The organism is Streptomyces sp. BV286, from assembly GCF_019090165.1.
In the GTDB taxonomy this organism is placed as follows: Bacteria; Actinomycetota; Actinomycetes; order Streptomycetales; family Streptomycetaceae; genus Streptomyces.
In genome coordinates, this window is the sequence record NZ_JAHRIB010000167.1 from 81,193 (window position 1) to 103,743 (window position 22,551).

Below are 22,551 nucleotides of genomic sequence, written 5' to 3' on the forward strand. Positions count from 1 at the left end.
CCGCCACCCCCATGCGCATCCCCCGCTTCCATCCCCTCTCCGACACGCCGCTGTTCGAGTCCCTGCGCACGCTGCGCGGCCACGCCTTCTATCCGGGTGCGAGCGTGCTGCGCACCCTCGTACCGTGCACGCCTCGCCCCCCGGCCACCGAAGCGCCGTGCGTCGTCTACCACTCCCCGTGGGGCCACCTGGTCGTCAGCGAGATCGACCCGGAGACGCTGAACGGCTACGGCTGGACGTGCCTGTCTGGCAACCCCTTCGGCGCCGAGTGGGGCGACCTCGGATACATGGGCAACTACCAGCAGCGACGCGGCGCCCCCTGGGAGCTGTGGGAACGGGATCTCCACTCCAGCGACGCCAACGCTGCTGCGGCCGTCACCCGCATCCTCTTGCGCTACGCCCCGCCCGCCGACCCCGCCGCACGGGATACCCCCGACGAACCCGCCGCCCCCGCTCCGCCCGCCGCCCGCGTGCCACGCGCGCCCCGTGGCTCCATGAGCCACCGCTGAGCCGCTGAGCCGGCCTGGGGCACGACCGCCCCGGGCCGCAAGCCCTGCCATCTGGCACCCTCCTCGCCGTCCGGAAGGAACCGACTGCATGACCACGATCCCGCCCATGCCGCACGCCACGTACCCCGACGAAACGCGCTTGAGCATCCAGCTCTTCACCATCGAGGAGACCGGGCTCGGCCCGTACGTCGGACTGCCCGTCACGTCCCTGTGGCTCGACGACACCCCGCACCTGTTCACCCGGGAGACCGCCGAACAGATTGCCCGCGACGTCACCCGCGACGACCTGTGCATGAGCTACGCGTTCTCCGCCGACGGCACCCTGACGCTCCAGTGGACCGATGACTACGACGCGTTGGGGCGCGTGATCATCGTGGTGCCGGATGTGCACGGCCGGTACCTCATCGGCGGCATGTGGCCGTGGGCCGTCTGGGGCGCCGACGACGCACCGCACACCGCCGGGCAGGCCGCGTTCGCCCTTGGCGCGGCTGAGTACAGGTGGACGGCCGAGAAGTGCACGGAGCACCCGGAGGACCTTGAGCACCTGTACGTCCGGGGCCGCGAGGAAGCGCACCGCGTCTCTCTGGGGCGTGACCAGCCCCGGACGACCGTGCCGTTCGACATCGACCCCGTACGGACGCCGCTGATCGTGCGGTCCCGCCCCGTGAGCAGGTTCTACCGGCCCTTGCCGCCCGGGGCGTTGGAGTCCGCCATCCGGCCGGTTGCAGCCGGGGCAGTCGGCCCCGGTGACCTGGTCGTCGGAGGGTTCACGCCCCCGCACCCGGACATCGTGCGGCGCCGGTCCCAATGGTTCGGGGACGCCTACGTTGCCGCTCCGGCCCTGTGGGACGCCGCTTGCGAGTGCACGTCGTGCGAGACGATCCGCGCCCACTGCGGTCCGGCTCCGGCTGTGGGACGGCTGGTGATGAAGAAGGAGATCGACGGCGAATGCGTGGTGTGGGACGGCGACGACATCGCGCTCATCATCCCCGCGTCCCTGCTCCCCGCCCCCGCGTAGCCCCCTTGCTGTGCCCCGGGCCAGACAGCCGGCCCGGGGCACAGCCCAAGCCCGAGAGGAACTCACCATGCCTGCCACCCTCCCCCAGGCCGGCGTGCGGCTCGATGTGCCGCACGCCATCGGTCGCCCGCTGGACGCCGACGGGAGTGCGTACCGGCTGAGCAACGCCGACCGGCCGGAGTCCGCCGGAGTGGTCTCAGGGGCGCTGCTGCGGTCGCTGCTCGCTTCCGCGCTGCACTCGTTGGGTGCGGCCTCGCTGGAGCCCGAGGACGGCACGGTGACGCTGACGTTCGGGCAGCGCGCGGGCCTGGTGCCCGGTCACCTCGGGCCCGTGTTCCGTGCCGTGCCGTGCGAACGGCCGCCACGTACGCCGTGCTGCGCCCTGTGCGGGCACTGGAAGGGAGAGCACGATCACCCGGGAGTGCCGTCCGCCTGCACGCGCTACCGGCTGCACATCGGCCCGGCCCGTCACGTCCTCCCCGAGCACGGCGGCATTACGTACGCGTGGATGCGCCGCATGGGCCGCACGCGCGTCCACTTCGTGATCACTGAGTGCACGCCAACGCACCCGGGCGGAGCGTTGGTCGTTCACCGCCTTCCCACTCAAGGAGACGGCCCGTCCGTGTATGGCGCGTACTACCTGGACATACCGGTGAAGCAGCGTGCGGCCGTGCTGGAGCGGGCCCGCAAGCGGGTGCATCCTCAGCCCTGCTGACGTGCCGTTGGCCCCGTCCCTGCTGCTCGGGGGGCGGGGTCCCCTGTTGCCCACCGTCGGACATGGTGTACAGTTTTGCTTGTTGGACCGCACGAGCGAGCGGCACCAACACCAACGCTCCGAACCCAATCCGAAGGGGACACCCATGTCCGCCACTCCCCGCTGGACCGACTACCTGACCGAGTCAAAGGTCTGGTCCGTCACGAACTCCAGCTTCGAGCTCTGGCACGCGTTCGACGAAGACGGCCGCGCCCTGTGCAACCGCAGCATCCGCCCCCGCAACCACCACGAGAACGACGCGTTCTACCGCGACCTTCGGGACGCCGACCGGTGGCCCCTGTCCAACGTGCACGACCGGTGCCGCACCAAGGCCGAGGCCAAGGTCGCCGCGCACCCGGAGGCCCAGAAGCGAGCCGCCGAAGACGCCGCATGGGAGGCCGAGCGCGCTGAGACGAAGCGTCAGGACCAGTACGGCACGGCCGCCCACCTGTTCGCCGACGTGCACCCCGCCGCCAACAGGGTCGTCAACTCCTATCAGGAGAACGCGTTCACGACGGTCTGGGAGGGAGGCCCGGAGTTCACTCCGGCCGAGGTGTGGCACCAGATCGGGGCGCAGCCCGGCGCCGACTACGGCCAGGACGACGACGAGAGCAACGACGCGATGCCCGGAGCGCTGCTCAAGGCGTGGGAGCACCTTGACCGCCGCGCGGCAGCCGGCCAGCTGGACGCGGACCGCTGGGCCGAGCTGGTGGACGAAGCACGCGACGTGATGGCCTACGCCTACGAGCAACCCGGACCGGTCGTCATGGACAAGACGCCCGAGTCGTGGCAAGTGCTCCTTCACACCGAGTCGCCGCTCACCGGCGAGCAGTGGGCCGACATGCCCGTTCACTCCGTCGTCCGTACCACGCAGCTCCGCGCCGGGCACGCCTGGACCGTCACAGAACAGCGAATCGCCGCGCGTGGCCTGACCCGCTACGGCTTCCCCGACGCGGTGAGCGCCGGACACGCCCTGTGGCTGGCCCGGAAGCGCTGGGAGACCGAGGGGCCGCACTCCGCCTGGTTCGAGTTCCTGGCCAACGAGGCGCCCGCCATCGAGGCGCTGCGCGGAACGTACGCCCCGACGCCGGAGCAGGAGCGCACCGCGTTCGAGTACGTCACGGCCGCCGCCGCCATGCCTCCCGCGCCGGACCTGACCTTCGCCGACCTCCAGGCCATCGCGCGCGGCGACGCCTGACGCCCCGGGCGGGAGCGCGCGACGTAAGCCGCTCCCGCCCTGCACTCTCCCGGCCCTCACACGTCAGCGCCTCGCCTGATCGGAGCCCCAGGTGTCCGTCACCGTCCTTTCCCCCGCGTTCGACCAGTCCGTCACGGCCCTCGCCGACCACCCCGTCATCACGGAGATGGCGACGGATCTCCTCGGCGCGACCCCCGATCAGCTCTCCACCCTCATGAGCGCCGACGGGACCCCGAACACCCGCTTCATCGCCCTGGCCAACGACCGGTTCACCGAGCGCACCGGCGACCACGCCCCGTTCCTGGGGACCGTCGCCCGCGCCGTGGCCGCCCGGCTCGCCGAGCTGCGCGCCACCGAGGACCACACGCCCCGGACACAAGGCCCCGAGCCCCGATAGCCACCACCCCCATGTCCAAGAACCTGACCCCCGTTGCTGTCGTCCACGCCGCCATCGCCGACTACCGCGCGATGGACGCCGCCCACCGAGTCGCCCTCAACCAGCACGCCGACGACGACGGGGATATCCCGGAGAGCGACTTGCCCGCCTACGACGAAGACCGCTTCACGTACGCCCTGGAGGCGGACGAACAGCTCGACGCAGTGATGAGCGCGCTCACCGGCGCGTTCGGACTCCCCACCGACCGGCCCGTCACCGTGGTCGGCCAGTGGCACCGAACGTTCGAGGTGACCCCAGGCCGGCTGGATGACACCGCCCGGGAAGCGTTCACGAGCGGCCAGTGCCACGCCTTCGCCCTCGCGCTGAACGAGGTCACCGGGTGGCCCACCACGGCGCTGCTCACCTCGGACTGCTTCGGCAACGACTCGATGTGCACCGGAGTCGACGAGGACGAGTGCCCGTGCCGTATCGGTCACGTCGTCGTGACCCGGCCCGATGGCACCCACGTCGACATCACCGGCGCCCACACCCCCGGCGCCGTGCCGGACTGCGAGGACGCCCCGGCCCTCGCAATGACCACCGAGCACTGGAAGGCCATCCAGTCCACGCCCACGTGGCGCGACGCGGACATGCCGCTCGCCCGGACGTTCGTCCGGCCGCTGCTCGCCGAGCTGGACGCCGCGCCCGTCGCTCTCCCCGCCTGAACCTCCCCGCCCGGCGCGCGCCGGGCGGCCCATTGAAGGGAAACCCCTGTGATGAACACCGCGACCATGCCGCGCAACTTCGCCGCCAAGGTCTTCGGCCGCCTGATGAGCGCCGCGTTCCTCTCCCAGCAGCACGCACTCGCCGACCTCGGTCCCTTCACGGGCCTGCTGTGGCGCTGCGTCTGCAAGGAACTCAACACCCTGGACCTCAAGGCGTGCGGCGGTTGCCACAAGGCGCGCCTGTGGACCGAGGACGTCACCCCGCCCCGGTACGAGTACGGCACCCTCCTGGAAGACCTCCGCTCCGCGTTGACGGAGTGGTTCGACGACCGGCCGAAGGTGCGCCGTCCGGCCGCGATCAGCTTCCGCGTCACCACCGAGTACGACGACGGCCCGGCATGGGCCACCTGGGACACGACCGCCTACTTCACCGACTCCCCGACCGGCCAGACGTACGGGGAAGACTTCGAGCGCTCGTTCGTCTCCGAGGCCCTGGTGGAGATCGGCGACTTCGATCGGCCGCAGGTCGGTGACACCCTCCGCGTCGTCATCCCGTCCCCGTTCACCGAGCCCGCCGAGGACGCGCGCCGCACCGAGTACGCGTACACCATCAGCGAGTACGCCCAGGAGGCCGCGACCGTCCTCGGGGAGGGCTGGGGCTCCGAGTCCGGCTACATAGGCGCGTACGGGAAGCTCTGGGGCCCCGACGTCCCCACGCTCCGTGTGTTCGTGGACGAGTACGACGACCTGGTCGTGACGCTCCACGACGACCCGGACGGGAAGCGGATCACCGTCGACCTCCCGAACGGCGCCCCCTCCTACCCGTACGAGCTGCGCGCCGTCGCCGAGGAAATCGCCGAGATCATCCGCGCCAACTACCTCTGACCTCTCTCTCGTTGGGCCGCCCGGTCTCGTACGACCGGGCGGCCCGCCCCCCCCTTGGAAGGACCACCCTCGTGAACCTGTACCCCGGAGCCTCCATCGACGTTGGCACGACCCGGGCTCCCGTGCCGGCTGCCTCACCCGCCTCCCGCATCGAGGCGGGCGCCATCAGCGCGAGTCAACTCGTCCCGAACAGCGTGCTGACGTACGCCGATTTCAAGGCCGTGGCGAGCATGGACCCCGAGTTCTTCGCCGCCCCGGAGCGCGTGCTGCCGATGGTGCGGCACTGGACCCGGGACGACCTGTACACCCTGGGGAACGCGCTCATGGCCGAGGGCGACCGCCGTATCCCGGGGGAGCTGGTGGCGGTGTTGCGCGCCCTGGTCGCCGCCGACCCGGACATACCCGAGCCGGAGACCCCGACGCACGTCGAGTTCGTCACGAACCCCAACTACGACGACGGGGTGTTCTGGGACGACGAGACGGTCTACGTCCACATCGCCGGATGCGACGACCCGGTCCTGATCGGCTTCACCGCCGAGGACGACGGATCGCCGGAGGCCGCCGAAGGCCTCGCGCTGGAGGAGCGGTTCCGTGCCCTCCTGGCGGACTACTCCCGCACCGACCCCCCGGCCCACGGGGCGCACCTGGTTGTGGACCTCAGCACGGGCGAGTTCGAGCACTCGGGGAAGTGGTCGCTCCTGTGACCGGGCCCTGAGCCGGCCGTGACGCCCCGGCGTGCCCGATTGCGTCGGGGTGTAGCGGATTCGCCGCCCACTCCGTCTATGTGTTGTCGCGCCCGTCACACGTGAGGTCCCCATGCCTGCTGCGCCCTCGATCGATCTCCCCTTTATTCCGTACGTCTCGCGCGCGTCCGTGCCCCCGCAGAGCGCCGGAACGCTGCTCGTTGAGGAAGCGGCCGTCCGCAAGGAGAACGAGCGGCTGCGCGCGGAGAACGACCGGCTGCGCAACGAGGTGGCCCGGATACGGTCCGGCGAGGAACCGGCCGGACTGTCCGAGCAGATCACCACCCCCGGACAGTTCCTGTGGGTCCTGGGGCACTCCCGGCCGGAGATCCGCCTGCAACTCGCGAAGTCGTCCATGCAGGCGATGCAGGAAGCGTTCGCCTGCATGGAGGGCAACCACACGGGGGCACTGGCGATGTGGAAGCAGCGCGCAGAGAACCAGGCCGACGTCATCCATCAGGCGCAGACGGAGGCTCAGGCCATGGCTGCGGGCACCGAGGACCCGGCCGCGCGCGGTATTGCCCTGACGTTCGCCGCGATCCTCAACCGCTCCTCGTTCAGGCCAACCCGGTGAGCGCCAGGGCGGGGACCCGCACGTTCCCCTACGACTACGCGCCAGTGCGGGTGCGGGTGCGGGTGCGTGGAGGTGAACCGGTGTGGTTCGCCCGCGACCTGGCCGCCGCGATCGGCGTGCCGTTCCCGCCCGGCCCGCTGTTGCCCGAGTCTCCGAACGCGCTCCTCGGGATGGCGACGGCCCCGCAAGTGTGGGCGGTCGTGGAGCGGTCCGGATGCGCCGTGCCGGACAGTTTCCGCGCCTGGATGACGGACGTGTCCGCCCGCGTCACCGCCGCCACCCCGGTCACCACGCCGGCTCAGGGACCTCGCCCCGCGCTGCGCCCCGTTGCCCGCCCCGTGCCGATCCGGAGGACTGCCGCATGACCCTTCTTGCCGCCGTCGACCCGATGCTCCTCGCGGACACTGCCGCGTATCGCGACCACTACGGGCATGCGGTGGTCTCCGTCAGCGATCCGCTGTACGTCGAGCCCACCCTCACGTACACCGTCGGCTTCCACGTGAAGACCCGCTCGGGCGGGTACGAGCTGGCGATCGTCGGCACCCACCCGGATGCGGCGGCCCGCCTCCTCAACGATGTCGCTGGCCGGTTCTGGTCCACCCCACGGGCCTGCCTCGCTCCCGGCATGCTGCTGCACTGCGTGGACGGCTACACCACGGTGAAGCTGCGGGCAGTCGACGAGCCGTCGGTAATGGAAGTCGTGCACGCCCTGTACGAGCGTCCCGCGCCTGCCCTTCAGGTCATGCTGCCCGGCCCCCGGGATGCCTTCCCCGACGAACCGGCGTACGTGCGCGGGCTCGACGGCCAGCGGCTGTTGTAGGCCCGGTGCCCGTGCAGCCGTGGACGGTAGCGGAGCGAGTCGGCTGGAGTGCGCCGAACACGCGCCCTGGCCGCGTCCCGTACCGATGTGAAGGACCGCCCGCATGCCTGGCTACGACGACAACAACTGGGGAGTTCCGGAGCCGGAGATCCGGGTGCTCCCAGAGCACGCTATCCACCACATCTTCGACCCGGACGGGGATGAGCTGCCGTTCTCATACACGGTTGGTCTGGCCGCCAGGCCCGGCCGCGCCTACGAACTGGCGACGTCGGGAACGCCCGGCACGCTCGCCGCGCACCTTCTCCGCATCGCCGCCGAACAGCTCCACGTCGAGCACCTGGACCCGGCAGAGGGCATGGAGCTGGACGCGGTGCTGCAAGGCGGCTTCACGGTCCGCCTGCATCTCGTGGAGGACACCGCCAAGCTCACCAGCGCCCGTGACCTGTCCGGCCCGCCCGTGACCGTGTGGCAAGTCCTGGTCCCCGACAAGTGGGGCTGTTTTCCCGGCGATGAGTACTACGCCCAGCCCGACGCCCAAGTTCTGCTGTAGCCCCCTCCCTGCCCTGGAAAGGCGCTCCTCTGTGAAGTCGCACCACTCCTCTGGTCATCACCGTCTTAAGGGTGCCGTCATCGCCGCCGTGGTGGCGTTCAGTGTGCTGTTCGCGCTGACGATGCTTGGCGACGACGACGGCCCGCCCACCTGCCCGGTGTCCCGCACGGGAGGCGTCGACCTCGTGCCGTCCGGCGCCCGGCCGTGCATCCTGTACGGCTCGTCGTCGGCAGTGTCCGGCTCGAACTCCGGGAGCGGGCATAGCGGCATACCCCGCGGATCCGAGAAGACGGCGGCACCGCGGAAGCCGCAAGGCAGCGAGGTCAGGAAGCCCGCTGCTCCGAAAGCCTCGGCCCTGCCGAGGACTGTCCGCAGGTGATGACGGGCCCCGGGCGCCCCGGCTCACCATCCGGGAATGTCCGGGGCGCGGGCTACTCTCGATCACATGACCGATGCCACCGACACCCCCTCCGACCCGTCCAACCCGTACGGCTTTCCTCCCAAGCTGGTCGAGGCGCAGAAGGCCGCCGCCGAGGCCTTTGAGGAGCTGAACCGCTACCAGGCCAAGCTGCCGTGGTCGCGTGATCCGCATGACGGCTGGGAGGCGCCCGCCCCGGCGCACGGTGGTGTCCTGAATGGCTACAGCTCCTCGCGGGAGCCCACCACCGGGTGGACCGACGAACAGAAGGCCGAGTACGACCGTCTGTGGGCGCAGTGCCGCGAGACGAGCAGCATTGTCCTGACACATGAGCACTGGGAGAACTTCGAAGGCCCTGAGCTGATCGCCGCGCGGCAGGCCCTCAAGAAGCTGCCGGACGCGCTCCCGGGCCTCACACAGGACAACATGGCCAAGGCGGTCTGACCGGCTGTTCCGGGGCCAGGCCCCAGCTGCTCACGAAGCCGTAGGAGGACGTCCGTTCGGCCCCGCACTGCTCGTGCGGGGCCGCGCGCGCGGCATCTTTCCCTGGCCCCGGTCGGCTGCCGTTCCCGCAGACCGCTCCCGGCCCGGCGGGCGCCGCTCCACTCGTAGACCCGGCTGCGGCCACTGGTACAGGCGCACCGAGACCGTCGTGTCACCTCGCAGGTCGACGCTCACCTGGTAGAACACGCGGCCGTCGGCCCAGTCCTGCCGCCCCATCACCCGCGCGTACCGCCATGCCTCGTGTGACCACACGCCGAGCGCCGGGCAGCCGCGCTCCGGCCACGTCGTGACCCTCGGCATCGGCCCATCGTCGGCCCGCCAGGGGCGCGCCTCCACCGGCTCGGGAATCGCTTCGCTGCTCACTCTTCGAGCGTAGGCGCAGGCCTGCCGGCCCGCTCCACCCGGGCAAGCCGCGGGACGACTGAGCCCGCGCCACAAGGCCCCCGACCTGTGCACTCTCCGGCGGTCACACACCCGCATGGAAGGAACACCTCATGTCCGTGTCCAAGCCCCCGGGCCGGCTGACCGCTCTGCTCGTCGGTGTCGTCCTGGTCGTCGTCGGAGCCATCCTCGCCGCGTACGCCGTGTTCGGCGGAAACGGTGACGACAGCGACGACCCGACTCCCGAGCCGTCGCCGACGGCGAGCTGCAGCATCTTCGACCCCGAGTGCGACCCGGTCGATCCCGAGCCCACTGACTCGGGTCCCGACCCGACACCCTGTTTCGCTCCCCAGGACGACGTGCCCGTGGAGACGTTCCCGCCGAGCGAGCCCAGCGTGCCCGCGGAGCCCACTGAGGAGCCGACGGGAGAGCCCAGCACGCCACCCTGCGGAGGGACCGGCGGATCGGGGAACGGCGGCCTGTTCGGCGGCACCGGCTGACCCACCTGCATGCTGCGCGCACCCCGGACGGCTGACCCGCTGCCCGGGGCGTGCTGCGTTGTCAGTGCGAAGAGCGCTCTCGTTCCTCCAACCAGCCGGGCGAGGCCGCCGGCGGACGTACGCTTTCGCTGAGCTCGACCAGTGCGACGTGCGCTTCACACACCCCCCGCCCGGTCATCCGGTAGAGGCGCCGGGCAGGGCGGCCTACCTCGCGAGGGTCAACGTCCTCGCCCATGCCCGTGATCCAGCCCTCCCGCTCCAAGCGTGTGAGAGCTGGGTACAGCGAACCACTGGAGACGCCGGTGGATGCCGTCAGCCCAGCGCCGTAGAAGACGTTTTCCGCGTCGGCCAGGAAGGCGTGGAGCACCTTCACCACGGCAGGGGTGAGATTGATGGCCATGCGTGCACAGTAGTGACGAGGCGCCGCTGATTGCTGGACGAGCCTACGCTTTGCCTTCTCTTCGGAGGCCCGAGATGATCCCCTTGCGCAAGGCTCCGGGTGCCAACGGAGCGGGGAAGGGGCGGTTCGGGTTGGCCAGCTGCCATGTACACCAGGCCCCCGGCGCATCCCGAAGGGGTTTCGATTCCCCTGCGGAGGGACCGGCGGATCGGGGAACGGTGGCCTGTTCGGCGGCACCGGCTGATCGACCTGGACGCTGCGCGCGCCCCGGACGGCTGCCTGCTGTCCGAGGCGCGCCGACAAAGCTGCACTATCTGCCTGGATGCTCCCTTGAGCACGCAAAACGGGAGAATGTGACAGAGATCATACGTTACTTAGTGTTACTGGTCCGCATTTAAACAGTTCCGTGAGGCGAGTGAAGCCGCAGGTCACTGGCCTGTCTAGCGCGTTTTAGTACTAACTCGGCGATCGGTCACTGAGGGTGTTCTTCGCCGTCTCGATGAGCGGTCCGCGAGTTGAAGATGCCCGGTTCACGCACCATCCATGTGGTCCCATAGGCGCTAGCGATGCAGCTCGGCACCCGGGCAGCGACTTCCCAGACTCCGATCGGGTCCGAGACCTCGGGCCCGGGATGAAGGAGGTGCATCGCAATGGTGAGGCGAATATGTCCCACCAGCACGCGGCGTTCTCGGTGGCAACGGCTCAGACGAGCCTGCGTCACCACAGTGGCCATAATTGCGGCCACAGACGGGACGCTGCGCGCGGTACAGGCGGTTATCCGGCTGTACGACGTCGTCAGCCCCTGGTTGTAACCAGGGGCCGGACGGCTAGCTGAAGGCGTTGGGCCCTGGAAGGTTCGCGGCCAGAAAGGGCCCCTCGCTGAAAGACTGCACGCAGCCTTGATACACCATTGCATGGCCGCAACAGTCGGCGCTACTTCATCCGAGTCACGGTAACGACGGCATGTCGAGTGGTGCCCGACAAGACCTCCACCACCACATCCATGCCGACTGCGCTGAATGACTCCCCCGCAGCGGTCCGCGTCTGGCGTGCCGGGCCTGCTGTGGCGAGCAGCGCCGCGATCTGTGCCGCCAACGGTGCTCTCAGGGCCTGCGAGAACGCCGTGCGTCCGTCCGGCAGCCGCACGGCCAGGTGCCGGGGGCGAGCGGCCGGCCCGGTGTATCCGACGACCACGGCGTCTACCGTCTCCGCGTGCCTGATCTTGCGCCACTGCCTGGAGTTGCCCCGGTACGTGGACGAGCCGACCTTCACGACCAGGCCCTCGACGCCCTGCGGCTGTAGTGCCTCGTACCAGAGCCGGGCCAGCTCGACGTCCGTCGTCGTGGGCACAGCCTGGATCGGCGGCCCCACGCCGTACTCCTCCAGAAGGTGCTCCAACAGGGATCTACGGCGTCGGTAGGACCACCCTCGGGTGTCGCCGTGTTCCGGGTGCCGCAGGATGTCGAAAACGGCGTAGTGGGCGGGGTGCCGTTCAGCCAGAGCGCGGGCGCGCATCAGGGTGGAGTTCGCCCGCGACTGCGCCGCTCCGAAGCTGATTCGGCCATCGACGTACACAATTCCTTCGCCGTCGAGTACGACCCCGGCGGGGAGCTGCATTCCTGCGAGCGCAAGATCCATCCAGACTGAGGTGACGTCTCGGCCGGCCCGGGTCTGCAGGCGCACGTTGTCTTCCGTACGCCACATGACCAGTCTGTGGCCGTCCATCTTCGGCTCGTAGTACACCTCCTTGCCGACGGGCAGCGTTGATACGGCCTGGGCGAGAGCGACAGAGACGGGCCATTCCACACCCTGAGCCTGCGGTCGGCCGGGACTATACGCGCGGTGGCGTGCTCCGTCTGCGGCGGCTCCCGGCGGCCCAGGACACACGCTGCGGGACGTCTCTACCCCCGGTGAGCGCCTTCCCACAGCGTTCGGGCCACCAGGTCGTTGCCGTTCGAAGTCCGGGGCCGACTCGGGCAGTTCCAGCCCGGCCGCGGCGGACGCTGCGCGATGACCTGCCAGCCCGCCCCTCGCAGGCTTGCCCCGCTCTCCCCGTCCTGCGTGTACGTGATGAGCCGGGAGTAGCCCAACGCCTTCGCTGCGCGCCACGCGGCGCCGTACAGGAGGCTGTTGGCGTTGCGGACGCCGTCGGTGGCGGTGCGGGTGACTTCAAGGGTCTGGCCCGTGTCGTACATGCGGGCGACGGGGCGGCCGACCATGGCGACCGCGCGTAGCACGCCGGCGTCGTCCGCCGCTCCCACGCAGAACACCGCTCCGGCCGGAGCGGTGTGGTGGCGGTGCCACTCGGCGACGAACGCTTTGGCGTCTCTCTGCCTGACCGGCACCAGGTGCAGTCTCGGGGGCCCCGGGTGCGCGCCGGGGGTTGGACGGAGCACGAATCCTCCACGTTGCAGGGGCGCCCCTGCAGCGCCCGGAGGCCGTGACCATGCGTTCCGCCGCACGCTACCGTCCCCGGCCGCTGTCTCCGTTCCCCCTTGCGAGCAGCAGCTTGCGTTCTACGATCTCGACGTGGATGCGGGATTGGCTGGACTCATTGGCGCGTTGGGCGGCGGCATTATCGGTGGGGCGGGGGCTTCGGTCGCGGCTCTGATCGCTTTCCGCGGTGCCCGCTATCAGGCCGACCAGCAGCGCCGGGGAACGCACGAGCAGTGGCTCCGTCAGATGCGTCGGGAAGCGTACGGCGGCTTCTTGACGCACGCGGACGCTGCTCGGGCGGCTTTCGGGAAGGGACTGGCGCGTCGCACAGCGGCGGTCCGTCTCACTGTGGAGGAGCTGAACACGCTGGCCAGCGCTGCCGAGGGAATGCAGCGCACCGCTAGCTTCCTAGCGCTCGACGTGGCGCCCGACCTGCATGCCAAAGCGCGGGAACTTGGGATCTTCGCGAAGGACCTGCATTTTATGCTGAGCCTCCCCGAGCAGGTGTTCACGTACCGTGAACTGATGGGCAAATGGGTGGGGTCCTACGAGGACTTGGTGGGGAGGTTCAGCGCGTCCGTGCAGGAGTTGGACGGCGGCGGCCGTGCCCGGCCGGAGGGCCGTGCGGGGGCCGCAGGACACTAATGCGGCGGTGTGTCTACCTTCCGCGCCATGACGAAGATCAGTGTTCTGCCGACCCGTGGCCGTCCGACCCGTCTGCACGTGCAGATGATCAACCGCATCGCCAAGTCGGTGCAGGAAGGCAAGACTCGCGGGGAGGCTGCCGCATCGGTCGGGGTCCCCCTGACGACGTTGCAGCGGTGGATCACACTCGGCCGCAAGATGCGCGAGAACGGGGGCGCATCCACCGGCCTTGAGCTGCTGTCGCTGCGCCTGGTCGTGGCGCTGGAAGTCGCCGAACGCAAGCGGCGCGCGATCGACGCGATCATGTCGGACGAGGCGCTGGGCAAGAACGTGCCCGAGGGAAAGGCGCCGATCGGTCGCCCGGCACTGCTGAACTCCGCACGGCTGGAGGCCGTGACGCGGCTATGCCAGGAAGGCCGGTTGCAGGAGGCCGCCGAAGCCGCGGGAGTGGACAAGCGCAGTGTCCTGCGATGGCTGGCCCGTGGCCGACAGGTGCACGCGGCCGGCGGGGCGACGACCGAGTACGAACGGCTGTGCGGCATCCTGCACGCCCGTGTGGAGACGGCGCAGCCCCTGGCTGTCCCTCCGGTGCTGGTGCCCGCTCCCCAGGCGCAGGGCGGGATGAGCAAGCCGGTCCCGGAGCCGGCGTTCCCGGCGACGGAGGTGATCGTGGGGCTGCTCGTACGGGTCGTCCGTGCGGGGGCGACGCGCACGGAGGCAGCGAAGAAGGTCGGGATCTCCTACCGGACATTCGCCCGCTGGCTCGCCCTGGGCGCCCGGGTCAACGAGTCCGGGGTGTACGCGAACGAGCACGAGCGGCTGTGCGGCCAGCTGCGCACGCGCATCGAGGAGGCGGACGCTGCGAAGAACAAGCCGGCGGTGTCGCCTGCTGAGGAGCTGAGGCCGTTCGCGCCGGGCGGGCTCGTCTCGGCGGTGATCAAAGACGGCGCGATCCAGGGGACAGAGCTGGCCTCTGGCGTGGGTACCGCGTTCGGGAACGCGCTGAAGAACCAGCCGCTGATGATCTTGCCGTCGTCGGCCGAGGTGGCGTTCACCAAGGCCCCGGCATCCGGAGGGATCGTGACAGGCGTGCCCGCGGTAGGTGAGGGGCCGGTGTGTGACGCGCCAGTCATCGTCATCGGCAGCCGACGGCCCGGACGGGAGGTGCTGCGGATGGTGAAGGAACTCCGCTTCTGGCCGCGCCGCTCGGACCGCATCTGACCTGCGGAAACTATTCCTCGTACGCCACAGCGCATCAGGATTTCCTCATACGCCACAGCGCATCAGGTGAAATCCTCATGCGCTGTGGCGTATCTGGCCTGATGCGCTGTGGCGTACGTGGCCTCATGCGCTGTGGCGCATGTAAACAGAAGAGAACCAAACACAAAGAAGGAACAGAACGAAGTCCAGCCCGTGGTGGACCAGATCGGACCGCCGCGGGCTTCGTCGTGTCCAGGGAAGTCCTCGGCCGACAAGCGGCCTCGCGCCGAGACACAAGCGATCTTCACCGTCACCGTCACACGGCTGACCCCCCTCCAGGCCGGGCACCCAACGACGGCTTCCCGGCACGAACGATCGGACACGAGACATGCAGCCCGACAACATGACGCCCGCCGTGAAGGCGGCCCTCCAAGAGTGGAAGGACGCTTACGACCATCAGCAGCAGTGCGCCATCAACGCCCTCTGCACGGCCCTGCCCGGCCTCGACCGCTCCCCCACCCCGCCCTACTGCTGCCCGGTGACCCTCGCCATCGACAAGCCCCGCGATCTCGGCGACGGCCGGATCTGCATCGACGACGACACCCGCGCCACCGTCGAGCTGGACTCCGTCCCCAACGAGCTGATCATCGAGGCCGTCCAAGCCGTCTTCGACGCTGCATGGTTCGACATGGAGGACGCCGAGCCCGGCACGTACAACTACGACGACGAGACGACCGGCGGGGAGTACGAAGTCGTCCTCGGCAAGGGGGACAACCCCCTGGGGCGTGTGTACGTCGGCTACGTGCATGTCCCGTACGCCGTGGAAGTCCTCGACGCCCTGAACACCGCCCGCCAGCGTCAACAGCAACGCCAGGCGGCCGGCGTAGTCGCCTGACCTTCAAGTGACGTGACGCGGTTCTCCGTTCAGGCCTGCGTCACGTCACTTCAGCAGCACAATGACGGCATGACTGCTCTCCGGCTTACCAGAGCCACCCGTGACATCTTGCAGGTCTTAGGAGACGCCAGCCCGGCTGCGCCTGAGTGGGGCCTGACGATCTGCTGGAAGACGGGCCGCGGGCCCGGAACTGTGTACCCGATCCTTCAGCGCCTTGAAGAATGCGGGTGGGTGGCCGCGGACAACGTGGACAGTTCAGATCCTCGGATCTCCGGGCGCCGCTACTACGAGCTGACGTCGCACGGGCACCGCATGAGGCAGTCCGTTCTCGTGCCGAGCCGCCTCCAACGATTCCTCCGCGCGGTAACCGGGGTGAAACCATTCGGCAGGTGGACACGAGTGGCGATCGACATTGCCGACTATGCGTGTGAGCGTCACATAGCCGACGAGAACTTCGAGTTCTACGGCCTTGAGGCTGTCCGTGCCCTCGACTACGGCCCCGGCAGTGTCTATCCCGCCCTCAGCCGAATGGAGCGCGCCGGATGGCTCCTGAGCCGCCTGGAAGAGGAGACGCAGCCGAGGAAGGAAGCTCGGCCTCCCCGGGTCTACTACCGGATCAACCCCGACAACCTCGTCGCGGTTCGGCAACGTGTTGCCGAATTGGACGCCGCTCGCCAGCGGCAGCGTCACGCGACCAGTGTGAGCATCTGACACTCAGCTGCCTCTCCGTTTCGCAGATCGGGGCCCCGCGACGGTAGCCCCGCCCGGCATGCATGGTCCCGTCCTCGCTCCCGCCCGCTCCACGGCGGCCGCTACCGCGGCCCGGCGCGCGGGACAGGACGGAGACCCCTCGCCGTGGCCCTTCGACGCCGCACCGGCCCCACGGACGCGGTGCGCAACCTCGTCCACGTCCGTGACGGGGCACGCTGCGCCCGCTGCAACAGCCCCCGGGACCTGACCATCCACCACCGCGTCAACCGGGGGATGGGCGGAGCCCGCCAGGAGTGGATCAATCAGCCGCAGAACCTCCTCCTGGTGTGCACGACGTGCAACACCTGGTTTGAGGACCACCCCCGCGAGTCGTACAGCTCCGGCTGGAAGGTCCGCCGTCCGATGCTCCCCGGCGAAGTACCCGTCACCTACCCGGGCAGAGCCGAGTACGTCCTCTACGCCGACGGCACCCGCATGCGCGTCGATGCCCTTGTCGGAGGCGCATCGTGAACGCGACCCATAGCTTCCCTCTCACGATGCGCTGGTACGTGGCCCTGTGGCGCAGCGGCGGCACCCTGTCGTACTCGCGGATCTTCAGCTTCGACGACGACCGCAGGCGCACCATCGGCTTCGCGCTCACCGCCCTGGGCCGCACCGTCACCATCGGGCGGTTCGGTGGCCCGTGCGGCTCCCGTGACCTGTGGTTCCGCGACTTCGGCCGCCGGTGGGGCCGGTACTCCGTCGGCGGCTGGCGTACGCGCCGGTGTGTGCCTTTCAGTACGGGGTGGATGCTGATGGAGCCCGGCGGGCGCCGCGGTGTCTCGGTGACGATCGCTTCCCGCACCCTGTGCGTCTTCCGGATGTTCACCGCGGCCGAGCTCCGAGCCCGCTTCGACAACCCGCACAGGAAGACGGGATGAGCGCCGGCACGCCGCCGCGGGCCGTCCCCCGCGACGGCGACCAGCCACTCCCCGGCGGTGACCTCCTGGTGCTCCTTGTGATGCGTGAGATCGGCCGCGCCTACCTCCCCGTTGCGGACCCGGTGTACAGTTTCCCGGTAAGGACATCCGGCTAGGGGAGGCCCCTGCCACCAGTGCCCACAGGGCGCGCACCCGGAAACGGGACAGCATCATGAGCAGCACCGACTACGACAAGCTCCGTGCCGACGCAAAGGCCGAGGTCAACGACGAACTCGGCAAGGTCAAGGACCCCGCCCAACGGCGCGAAGTTGCCGAGGAGATCCGCGACCAGGCGTACATGGAACTCTCCATGCTGAAGGCAGAACGCCAGCGGCTCATCGCTGCTGCGGCCCTGTACGAGTACGAGCCACAGTTGCACGAGAAGTTCGGCATCGGCCGCACCCAGGTCAAGCGCCTGGCCATGGACGCGCTTACCGGTGGGCTCGACGGCCGTGACGGGTGGATCAACCCCCCGAGCTGGCCTGCGAACCGCGCGGAGGCCGCCCGCAAGGCCGGTGTCCCGCACCCGAAGAACGCCACCAGCCGGGCCGTCAAGATCGCCGCCCGCTACGAGGCCGCCGAAGCCCGCCGCGACACCGCCCTCGCGCACCTGGAAGACGTGTACGAGGAGCTCCGCACCGTCGGCGGCCGGAGCAACGTCCCTGCCCTGGCGCGCCCCGACTTCGCGGCCATCCGCGACCAGGCCCGCCGCGGAGTCCTGGAGGAGTTCGCCAAGGTCGCCGTGTCCGACGAAGCGCGGCTGCGGCTCGTGGGGGAGTTCGTGGACCAGGAGGAGGAGAAGGTCGCCGATCTCCTGCCCAAGCGTGACGCTGCGGTGTGCAGTCTCGCCTTCTACACGACCGCCCGCGGTGTGTACTACTCCGCCGGCATCAGCCGCAACGCCATGAACCGCATCCTCGCGCGCGCGCTCGGCCTGCCCCGCGACGCGAAACTGCCCGACCGCACCAAGCAGCCGGCCGCTGCCCGAGCCGCCGGAGTCAGGTTCGTCAAGAACGCCGAGCAGCAGCTGCCTGACATCGCCACGGAGTACGAGGCCGCCAAGGCCCGCCAAGCCGCCGCCATCGAGATCCGCGACACGGCGATCCGCGTCATGCACGCAGCCCCGTACGGCTGGACCCCGCCACAGATCGCCGAGGCCATCGACCGCGACCCCAAGGTCGTACGCCGAGTCGTGTCACCCGACGAGAACCAGACGTGAAAATCCTTCAGCACAACCTGTAACGCCTGACGGGGCCACTACGTCTATGGCTGTGAAGGGTGGCCCTCCGCCCTTCGCCCGCAGGTGGTTCGGTTCGGTCATCACCCACCAGAGGCGGCTCCCTACCCCCCCCTCAGGGAGCCGCCTCACCTCCACTTCGGCCCCCGTCCCCGATCGTGCACCGCTCCCACCACTCCCCCGGTGGCCGCAGCGGAGGCCCGAGACCGGACGGGGGCCGCAGACGTTTCTAGGATCTCCGTGCCCCAGACGCTCAAGAGGCCCACGATCCGGCTGATCAACGGCCGCCGCATGCAGTGCAAGGACATCCCCGACGAAGCAATGTGTGACGCCGTACGCCGCGTCCCGCCCCCATCCCGCCCCGGCGCAGCACCCTGGCGGATGGCATGGGACGTACAAGCCGCCCTTGAAGCTGAGATCGGGCCCGTCCCCGACAAGCTGTTCCTCGCGAAGATCAGGAAGCTGTTCGCGAAGCGTCTCCTCGGCGGCTGCGACTGCGGATGCCGCGGCGACTACCACCTGACCGAAGAGTGCGGCGGCAACAGCAGCGTCTGCGGATACTGCTACTGACGAGAGGTCAGCCCGGGACGATAACAGTGCAGGCCCGGCACGGTGCGCCCCATGGCCGCCACGACCTCACCCACACACGTCGTCACGGCCGCGCACGCAAGCAAGGACCAGCGCCAAGGCGTCCGTTCTTCGGATGCCGCAAGCATCGCCGACCTGCTCCTGCGCGCACCCGTCCCCGCCCGCCGCGCCACGATCAAGACTCTCGACAACGCCGACCTGGCGCACGTCCTCACCGAAGTCGAGCGCGAGACCGGCACCATGTACGGCCTGTGGCACGACACGCCCTCCGGATTCATTGAGGACGTGTTGGGGGAATCGATCTGGAGCAAGCAGCGAGAGATCGTGGACGCAGTCCCCTTCCACAAGCGGATCGCGGTCCCCGCAGGATTCGGCGTCGGGAAAACTTGGATCGCCGGGAGGCTGGTCGCGTGGGCGGGGGCCGTGAATCCCCCCGGGACGATGGTCATCGTCACTACCGCGACGAGATTTCGGCAGGTCAGAAACCAGCTCTGGCCGCATGTCCGAAGGACGATCGCCCGCGCAGGCCTCCCCGGCTGGTGTGCCACCACCCAGTGGAAGATGCCCGACAGCTACGGCAACGACGTACTGGTTGCGTACGGCTTCACCGCACCTGAGGGCGACGAAGCCGCGATGCAAGGAATTCACGGCACCCCGAAGTTGCTCGTCATCGTGGACGAGGCCGGAGGTATCGCCCGCGGCATCGGCAACGGCACCAACAACTTGCTGACGGGCGACGCGAGGATGCTCGCCATCGGCAACCCGCCGGCCGACGACCCGCGCTCCTGGTTCGAGGGCCTGTGTGACGAAGGGGACAACCCCGAAGAGCCCACCACCGTCACCGTGCCGATCGCCACGCTCGACTCCCCCGCCATCACGAAAGAACGCGTCCCGTACTGCAACGACTGCCCGGCCGGCGTACCGAAGCACTCCCTCGCGCTCCACCTGCCAGACATGAGCTGGGTCGACCGAACCATCCGCGAGTACGGACAAGACCACCCGTACGTTGAAGCGAAGGTCTACGCCCGCTTCCCGAAAGGCGGCGGCGGCAAAGTCATCCCCATCACCTGGGTCGAAGACGCCCAGAAGAACGACGACCCGACCGGGCCCAGCTGGGTGCGCCTGTGCGACCTCGGCCTTGAAGGAGAGACGGCCACGCACACCGTCAAGCGCGGTTCCTGGGTGCGTCTCGGGGTGGACGTCGCGGCCGACGGCGGAGACGAGTTCACGATCTACCGGATCGTCGGCGACGCGATCGAGCACCGCCACCACTCCAGCGGCGCCGCCAACGACAACCAGGTCAAGGTCGCCAAGAAGATCTTGGAGGAGGTACACGCCGCGGAGCGCCTGGCGCAGGCCCTCGGGTCCACCGCGAAGGTCCACGTCAAGATCGACAAGAACGGGCTAGGTCACGGTGCCGTCGGCATGCTCGAAGTCTGGGGCGACAACGGCAAGCACAGCTCAGAGATCATCGGCGTCATGGTCTCCGAATCCCCCGAGCGTGACGACCCGGGCGCCGTAATGAGGCCATGGCGCAAAAGAGACGAGATGTGGCTCGCCACGCGCGCGCTCCTCCAGCCCGACCCCTCCACCGGCTCCGGCCGCCTACGTCTGCGAGTCGACCGTGAGGCAGGCATCCAGCTGACCACTCCGAACCTCGGCAACAACGCTGGCGGACACAGCGTCGTCGAGAGTAAGAAGCAGATGAAGGCCCGGGGGATGAAGAGCCCCGACCGCGCCGAAGGCATCCTCCTGGCCGTCTACGAGCCGTACGTCCGCCGTCGTGGCCTCATAGCCTGACCCAGATGACCGGCCGCAGAACCCGGAAGGCGGCGTGCGGACACCGGTTGAAGCGGCATACTGCCGCATCGGCTCGGCGAATCAAGGGGCGGAACCCATGAACTACCTAATGACTGAGGAGTATGCCGGGACGATGTCCACGGTTATCCCCGTGATCATGCTGGCCGGTGCAGTCGAAGTCGCAGTCCTGAATCAGAAGTGGCAACAAGGCTCACACCTGCTGCTCCGGGCGTTCACCGGGGAGGGCCCGGAAATCACTCGTGACGAACGAGAGTCTATGCGCGGCATGTTCATGTTAGGCATAGTTTGGATCGGATTGTGCGTGGCCAGTTTCGTTGCCGAGACCGGTCTGATTCTGTGGCTGGTTGGAGACGAGCGCTCCCCCAGTCCGATCTTGGCGCTCTTCACCGCGTGGGTCAGCATTCTCGGTTTCAGTGTCGTCACGCTCGGCGGCTTCGCCCTAGCAATCAGGCGGCTCGTCATGACACTCCTTACGCCTCTCCGGAGGACAGAGCGACAGCAGAGGCCGGGGCAGGATCAGACGTAAGGGATGATCTATTCCAGCGTCTGCGAGCCGCCCAACAGTCCACCCGTCATGATGGTGGGCATGTCCACTGCCGCACAGACGCCCACCGCGCCGTCACTGATCGCCCTCAGTCGCGCCGTGGACGAGTTGTGCGCCCTCCCCACGGAGAAGATGGGCTCCTCCAGCAAGAAGCACCTGCGGGCTCTACAGGGGGCGTTCGCGCGGGCTCTGAAGAATCACGGGCTCATCCCCGACGCGTACGACGATCTGGCTTCTCTGTTCTCGCCACCCTCCGTGGACGAGTTCCTGCACTTGGCCGTCCGCGGCCTCATCCGCGGAGACGGCAAAACCATCCCCGAGTCCGACTCGCAGATCCGCGCCCGCATACGCGCCATGGAGATCGTTGCCGCGCACACCGGGACCCCGTTCGCACCCCCCGAGAAGCCGCCCGTCCCGGCCCCGGCCCCGGTCGTTCCGCCCCCCACCCGCGCGCTGCTCCTGGACCACTTCAAGGGGCAGGTCGCGCGGTCCATCAGCGAGCCGTTCCGTATCCGCTTTCTCGCGATGTACGGCATCGTCCTCGACACTGGCGCCAGCTCCGGCACCCTCGCCGCCCAGCACGTGGCCCACCTTGCCCGCGACCTGTCCACCATCCGTATCCAGCGCCCCCGGCAGGGGCGTATGGCCGAACCGCCCCCGATCGAGGAATGGGAGCTGTCTCCCGCGACGCGCGATGCTCTCAACACCTACCTTCTGCTGTGGAAGGAACTGACGAAGCGCTACCAGCGGGGCCGGGAGCATGAGCAGAACGCGGTCAGACACTTGTGGGTGTCGCTGGAACACAACAATCGACGCTTGCCCGACGGCACGTTCGTCCAAGAACCGCCCGGCATGCCACTGCGCCCTCGGGGTGTCCAGCGCGTCTTCTTCCGCGCGGCCGAAGCCCTCAACGAGGAGATGGAAGTCCTCCAGAGCCAGCGCGACGCTCCGCAGGTCGGCGCCGCGGTACCGGAGTGGAAGCCCATGCCGACCCGCCTCGAACCGATCCGCCGGGCCGTCGAAGGCGAACTGCGTCAGCGCGAAGAATCAGTCGGCGTGCAGCAGGTCATCATCGTGCGCGGCCGGACCGCCTGACCGGAAACACCGATGGGCCGCCGGGCGAGACAGGGAAGGAACCCCATCGGTGCCCGGCGGCCCGT

29 protein-coding genes and 1 pseudogene are annotated in these 22,551 nt (G+C 69.2%); 26 read left to right on the forward strand and 4 right to left on the reverse strand.

Annotated features, from left to right (window positions below):
* Nucleotides 1-11 precede the first annotated feature (11 nt).
* The 13 genes from KUF83_RS30240 (at nt 12) to KUF83_RS30300 (ending at nt 9,014) form a co-directional block, all read left to right on the forward strand.
* Nucleotides 12-509 carry a hypothetical protein gene (locus tag KUF83_RS30240; protein ID WP_217458169.1) on the forward strand — a complete coding sequence of 166 codons (498 nt, stop codon included), beginning with the start codon at nt 12-14 and terminating at the stop codon, nt 507-509.
* An 88-nt stretch (nt 510-597) separates the two neighbouring features.
* Nucleotides 598-1,527, forward strand: coding sequence for a hypothetical protein (locus KUF83_RS42155; RefSeq protein WP_254644598.1), 930 nt, complete (start codon nt 598-600; stop codon nt 1,525-1,527).
* Between the two features lie 67 nt (nt 1,528-1,594).
* Nucleotides 1,595-2,242, forward strand: coding sequence for a hypothetical protein (locus KUF83_RS30250; protein ID WP_217458170.1), 648 nt, complete (start codon nt 1,595-1,597; stop codon nt 2,240-2,242).
* A gap of 145 nt (nt 2,243-2,387) precedes the next feature.
* On the forward strand, nt 2,388-3,479 hold the full coding sequence (locus tag KUF83_RS30255; RefSeq protein WP_217458171.1) for a hypothetical protein: 1,092 nt from the start codon (nt 2,388-2,390) through the stop codon (nt 3,477-3,479).
* A 91-nt stretch (nt 3,480-3,570) separates the two neighbouring features.
* Nucleotides 3,571-3,876 (forward strand): hypothetical protein, encoded by a 306-nt coding sequence (locus tag KUF83_RS30260; protein ID WP_217458172.1) that lies wholly within the window; start codon nt 3,571-3,573, stop codon nt 3,874-3,876.
* Between the two features lie 11 nt (nt 3,877-3,887).
* On the forward strand, nt 3,888-4,580 hold the full coding sequence (locus tag KUF83_RS30265; RefSeq protein WP_217458173.1) for a hypothetical protein: 693 nt from the start codon (nt 3,888-3,890) through the stop codon (nt 4,578-4,580).
* A 51-nt stretch (nt 4,581-4,631) separates the two neighbouring features.
* Nucleotides 4,632-5,465, forward strand: coding sequence for a hypothetical protein (locus KUF83_RS30270; RefSeq protein WP_217458174.1), 834 nt, complete (start codon nt 4,632-4,634; stop codon nt 5,463-5,465).
* 71 nt (nt 5,466-5,536) lie between these two features.
* Complete coding sequence (locus tag KUF83_RS30275; protein WP_217458175.1) at nt 5,537-6,169, forward strand: hypothetical protein; 633 nt, start codon at nt 5,537-5,539, stop codon at nt 6,167-6,169.
* A gap of 112 nt (nt 6,170-6,281) precedes the next feature.
* Nucleotides 6,282-6,782 carry a hypothetical protein gene (locus KUF83_RS30280; RefSeq protein WP_217458176.1) on the forward strand — a complete coding sequence of 167 codons (501 nt, stop codon included), beginning with the start codon at nt 6,282-6,284 and terminating at the stop codon, nt 6,780-6,782.
* Nucleotides 6,779-7,147, forward strand: a complete 369-nt coding sequence (locus KUF83_RS30285) for a hypothetical protein (RefSeq protein WP_217458177.1) — start codon at nt 6,779-6,781, stop codon at nt 7,145-7,147. The genes KUF83_RS30280 and KUF83_RS30285 overlap by 4 nt, the downstream gene beginning before the upstream one ends.
* Nucleotides 7,144-7,602, forward strand: coding sequence for a DUF4262 domain-containing protein (locus KUF83_RS30290; protein ID WP_217458178.1), 459 nt, complete (start codon nt 7,144-7,146; stop codon nt 7,600-7,602). Before KUF83_RS30285 ends, KUF83_RS30290 begins: the two co-directional genes overlap by 4 nt.
* Nucleotides 7,603-7,705: 103 nt before the next feature.
* Nucleotides 7,706-8,152: a DUF4262 domain-containing protein gene (locus tag KUF83_RS30295; protein WP_217458179.1), complete on the forward strand. Its 447-nt coding sequence runs from the start codon at nt 7,706-7,708 to the stop codon at nt 8,150-8,152.
* Nucleotides 8,153-8,597: 445 nt separating this feature from the next.
* A complete protein-coding gene (locus KUF83_RS30300; RefSeq protein WP_217458180.1) occupies nt 8,598-9,014 on the forward strand; it encodes a hypothetical protein in 417 nt (138 codons plus the stop codon).
* A 30-nt stretch (nt 9,015-9,044) separates the two neighbouring features.
* Here the strand turns inward: KUF83_RS30300 and KUF83_RS30305 are convergent, their stop codons facing one another.
* Complete coding sequence (locus KUF83_RS30305; RefSeq protein ID WP_217458181.1) at nt 9,045-9,437, reverse strand: hypothetical protein; 393 nt, start codon at nt 9,435-9,437, stop codon at nt 9,045-9,047.
* Nucleotides 9,438-9,568: 131 nt separating this feature from the next.
* On the opposite strand from KUF83_RS30305, the gene KUF83_RS30310 reads away from it, so the two are divergent.
* On the forward strand, nt 9,569-9,955 hold the full coding sequence (locus tag KUF83_RS30310; protein ID WP_217458182.1) for a hypothetical protein: 387 nt from the start codon (nt 9,569-9,571) through the stop codon (nt 9,953-9,955).
* A 61-nt stretch (nt 9,956-10,016) separates the two neighbouring features.
* Here the strand turns inward: KUF83_RS30310 and KUF83_RS30315 are convergent, their stop codons facing one another.
* From KUF83_RS30315 to KUF83_RS30325, 3 genes are all read right to left on the reverse strand, one after another.
* A complete protein-coding gene (locus tag KUF83_RS30315) occupies nt 10,017-10,355 on the reverse strand; it encodes a PadR family transcriptional regulator (RefSeq protein WP_217458183.1) in 339 nt (112 codons plus the stop codon).
* 933 nt (nt 10,356-11,288) lie between these two features.
* Nucleotides 11,289-12,161 carry an RNA ligase family protein gene (locus KUF83_RS30320; RefSeq protein WP_217458184.1) on the reverse strand — a complete coding sequence of 291 codons (873 nt, stop codon included), beginning with the start codon at nt 12,159-12,161 and terminating at the stop codon, nt 11,289-11,291.
* A 95-nt stretch (nt 12,162-12,256) separates the two neighbouring features.
* Complete coding sequence (locus tag KUF83_RS30325; protein WP_308403203.1) at nt 12,257-12,700, reverse strand: XF1762 family protein; 444 nt, start codon at nt 12,698-12,700, stop codon at nt 12,257-12,259.
* Between the two features lie 184 nt (nt 12,701-12,884).
* On the opposite strand from KUF83_RS30325, the gene KUF83_RS30330 reads away from it, so the two are divergent.
* From KUF83_RS30330 to KUF83_RS30380, 12 genes and pseudogenes are all read left to right on the forward strand, one after another.
* Nucleotides 12,885-13,436, forward strand: coding sequence for a hypothetical protein (locus tag KUF83_RS30330; RefSeq protein WP_217458185.1), 552 nt, complete (start codon nt 12,885-12,887; stop codon nt 13,434-13,436).
* A gap of 27 nt (nt 13,437-13,463) precedes the next feature.
* A complete protein-coding gene (locus KUF83_RS30335) occupies nt 13,464-14,657 on the forward strand; it encodes a helix-turn-helix domain-containing protein (RefSeq protein WP_217458186.1) in 1,194 nt (397 codons plus the stop codon).
* A 367-nt stretch (nt 14,658-15,024) separates the two neighbouring features.
* Nucleotides 15,025-15,531: a hypothetical protein gene (locus tag KUF83_RS30340; protein WP_217458187.1), complete on the forward strand. Its 507-nt coding sequence runs from the start codon at nt 15,025-15,027 to the stop codon at nt 15,529-15,531.
* A gap of 69 nt (nt 15,532-15,600) precedes the next feature.
* Nucleotides 15,601-15,837, forward strand: a pseudogene (locus tag KUF83_RS42865) (helix-turn-helix transcriptional regulator); the annotation flags it as partial.
* A 93-nt stretch (nt 15,838-15,930) separates the two neighbouring features.
* On the forward strand, nt 15,931-16,242 hold the full coding sequence (locus KUF83_RS42870) for a helix-turn-helix transcriptional regulator (protein WP_308403206.1): 312 nt from the start codon (nt 15,931-15,933) through the stop codon (nt 16,240-16,242).
* A gap of 144 nt (nt 16,243-16,386) precedes the next feature.
* Nucleotides 16,387-16,752: an HNH endonuclease gene (locus KUF83_RS30350; RefSeq protein ID WP_217458189.1), complete on the forward strand. Its 366-nt coding sequence runs from the start codon at nt 16,387-16,389 to the stop codon at nt 16,750-16,752.
* Nucleotides 16,749-17,162, forward strand: coding sequence for a hypothetical protein (locus KUF83_RS30355; RefSeq protein ID WP_217458190.1), 414 nt, complete (start codon nt 16,749-16,751; stop codon nt 17,160-17,162). Before KUF83_RS30350 ends, KUF83_RS30355 begins: the two co-directional genes overlap by 4 nt.
* A gap of 211 nt (nt 17,163-17,373) precedes the next feature.
* Nucleotides 17,374-18,420 (forward strand): hypothetical protein, encoded by a 1,047-nt coding sequence (locus KUF83_RS30360; RefSeq protein WP_217458191.1) that lies wholly within the window; start codon nt 17,374-17,376, stop codon nt 18,418-18,420.
* A gap of 258 nt (nt 18,421-18,678) precedes the next feature.
* Nucleotides 18,679-19,008: a hypothetical protein gene (locus tag KUF83_RS30365; protein ID WP_217458192.1), complete on the forward strand. Its 330-nt coding sequence runs from the start codon at nt 18,679-18,681 to the stop codon at nt 19,006-19,008.
* Nucleotides 19,009-19,059: 51 nt separating this feature from the next.
* Complete coding sequence (locus KUF83_RS30370) at nt 19,060-20,826, forward strand: hypothetical protein (protein WP_217458193.1); 1,767 nt, start codon at nt 19,060-19,062, stop codon at nt 20,824-20,826.
* A gap of 97 nt (nt 20,827-20,923) precedes the next feature.
* On the forward strand, nt 20,924-21,373 hold the full coding sequence (locus KUF83_RS30375) for a hypothetical protein (RefSeq protein WP_217458194.1): 450 nt from the start codon (nt 20,924-20,926) through the stop codon (nt 21,371-21,373).
* A gap of 60 nt (nt 21,374-21,433) precedes the next feature.
* Nucleotides 21,434-22,486 (forward strand): hypothetical protein, encoded by a 1,053-nt coding sequence (locus KUF83_RS30380; protein WP_217458195.1) that lies wholly within the window; start codon nt 21,434-21,436, stop codon nt 22,484-22,486.
* Nucleotides 22,487-22,551: the final 65 nt, after the last annotated feature.

Bases quoted from the DNA above. Each gene is read 5' to 3' on its own strand.
- KUF83_RS30340 (WP_217458187.1), top strand. From the start codon at position 15,025: ATGCAGCCCGACAACATGACGCCCGCCGTGAAGGCGGCCCTCCAAGAG.
- KUF83_RS30360 (WP_217458191.1), top strand. From the start codon at position 17,374: ATGAGCAGCACCGACTACGACAAGCTCCGTGCCGACGCAAAGGCCGAG.
- KUF83_RS30240 (WP_217458169.1), top strand. From the start codon at position 12: ATGCGCATCCCCCGCTTCCATCCCCTCTCCGACACGCCGCTGTTCGAG.
- KUF83_RS30315 (WP_217458183.1), bottom strand. From the start codon at position 10,355: ATGGCCATCAATCTCACCCCTGCCGTGGTGAAGGTGCTCCACGCCTTC.
- KUF83_RS30300 (WP_217458180.1), top strand. From the start codon at position 8,598: ATGACCGATGCCACCGACACCCCCTCCGACCCGTCCAACCCGTACGGC.
- KUF83_RS42155 (WP_254644598.1), top strand. From the start codon at position 598: ATGACCACGATCCCGCCCATGCCGCACGCCACGTACCCCGACGAAACG.
- KUF83_RS30280 (WP_217458176.1), top strand. From the start codon at position 6,282: ATGCCTGCTGCGCCCTCGATCGATCTCCCCTTTATTCCGTACGTCTCG.
- KUF83_RS30295 (WP_217458179.1), top strand. From the start codon at position 7,706: ATGCCTGGCTACGACGACAACAACTGGGGAGTTCCGGAGCCGGAGATC.
- KUF83_RS30265 (WP_217458173.1), top strand. From the start codon at position 3,888: ATGTCCAAGAACCTGACCCCCGTTGCTGTCGTCCACGCCGCCATCGCC.
- KUF83_RS30375 (WP_217458194.1), top strand. From the start codon at position 20,924: ATGAACTACCTAATGACTGAGGAGTATGCCGGGACGATGTCCACGGTT.
- KUF83_RS30290 (WP_217458178.1), top strand. From the start codon at position 7,144: ATGACCCTTCTTGCCGCCGTCGACCCGATGCTCCTCGCGGACACTGCC.
- KUF83_RS30250 (WP_217458170.1), top strand. From the start codon at position 1,595: ATGCCTGCCACCCTCCCCCAGGCCGGCGTGCGGCTCGATGTGCCGCAC.
- KUF83_RS30370 (WP_217458193.1), top strand. From the start codon at position 19,060: ATGGCCGCCACGACCTCACCCACACACGTCGTCACGGCCGCGCACGCA.
- KUF83_RS30270 (WP_217458174.1), top strand. From the start codon at position 4,632: ATGAACACCGCGACCATGCCGCGCAACTTCGCCGCCAAGGTCTTCGGC.
- KUF83_RS30335 (WP_217458186.1), top strand. From the start codon at position 13,464: ATGACGAAGATCAGTGTTCTGCCGACCCGTGGCCGTCCGACCCGTCTG.
- KUF83_RS30310 (WP_217458182.1), top strand. From the start codon at position 9,569: ATGTCCGTGTCCAAGCCCCCGGGCCGGCTGACCGCTCTGCTCGTCGGT.
- KUF83_RS30380 (WP_217458195.1), top strand. From the start codon at position 21,434: ATGTCCACTGCCGCACAGACGCCCACCGCGCCGTCACTGATCGCCCTC.
- KUF83_RS30255 (WP_217458171.1), top strand. From the start codon at position 2,388: ATGTCCGCCACTCCCCGCTGGACCGACTACCTGACCGAGTCAAAGGTC.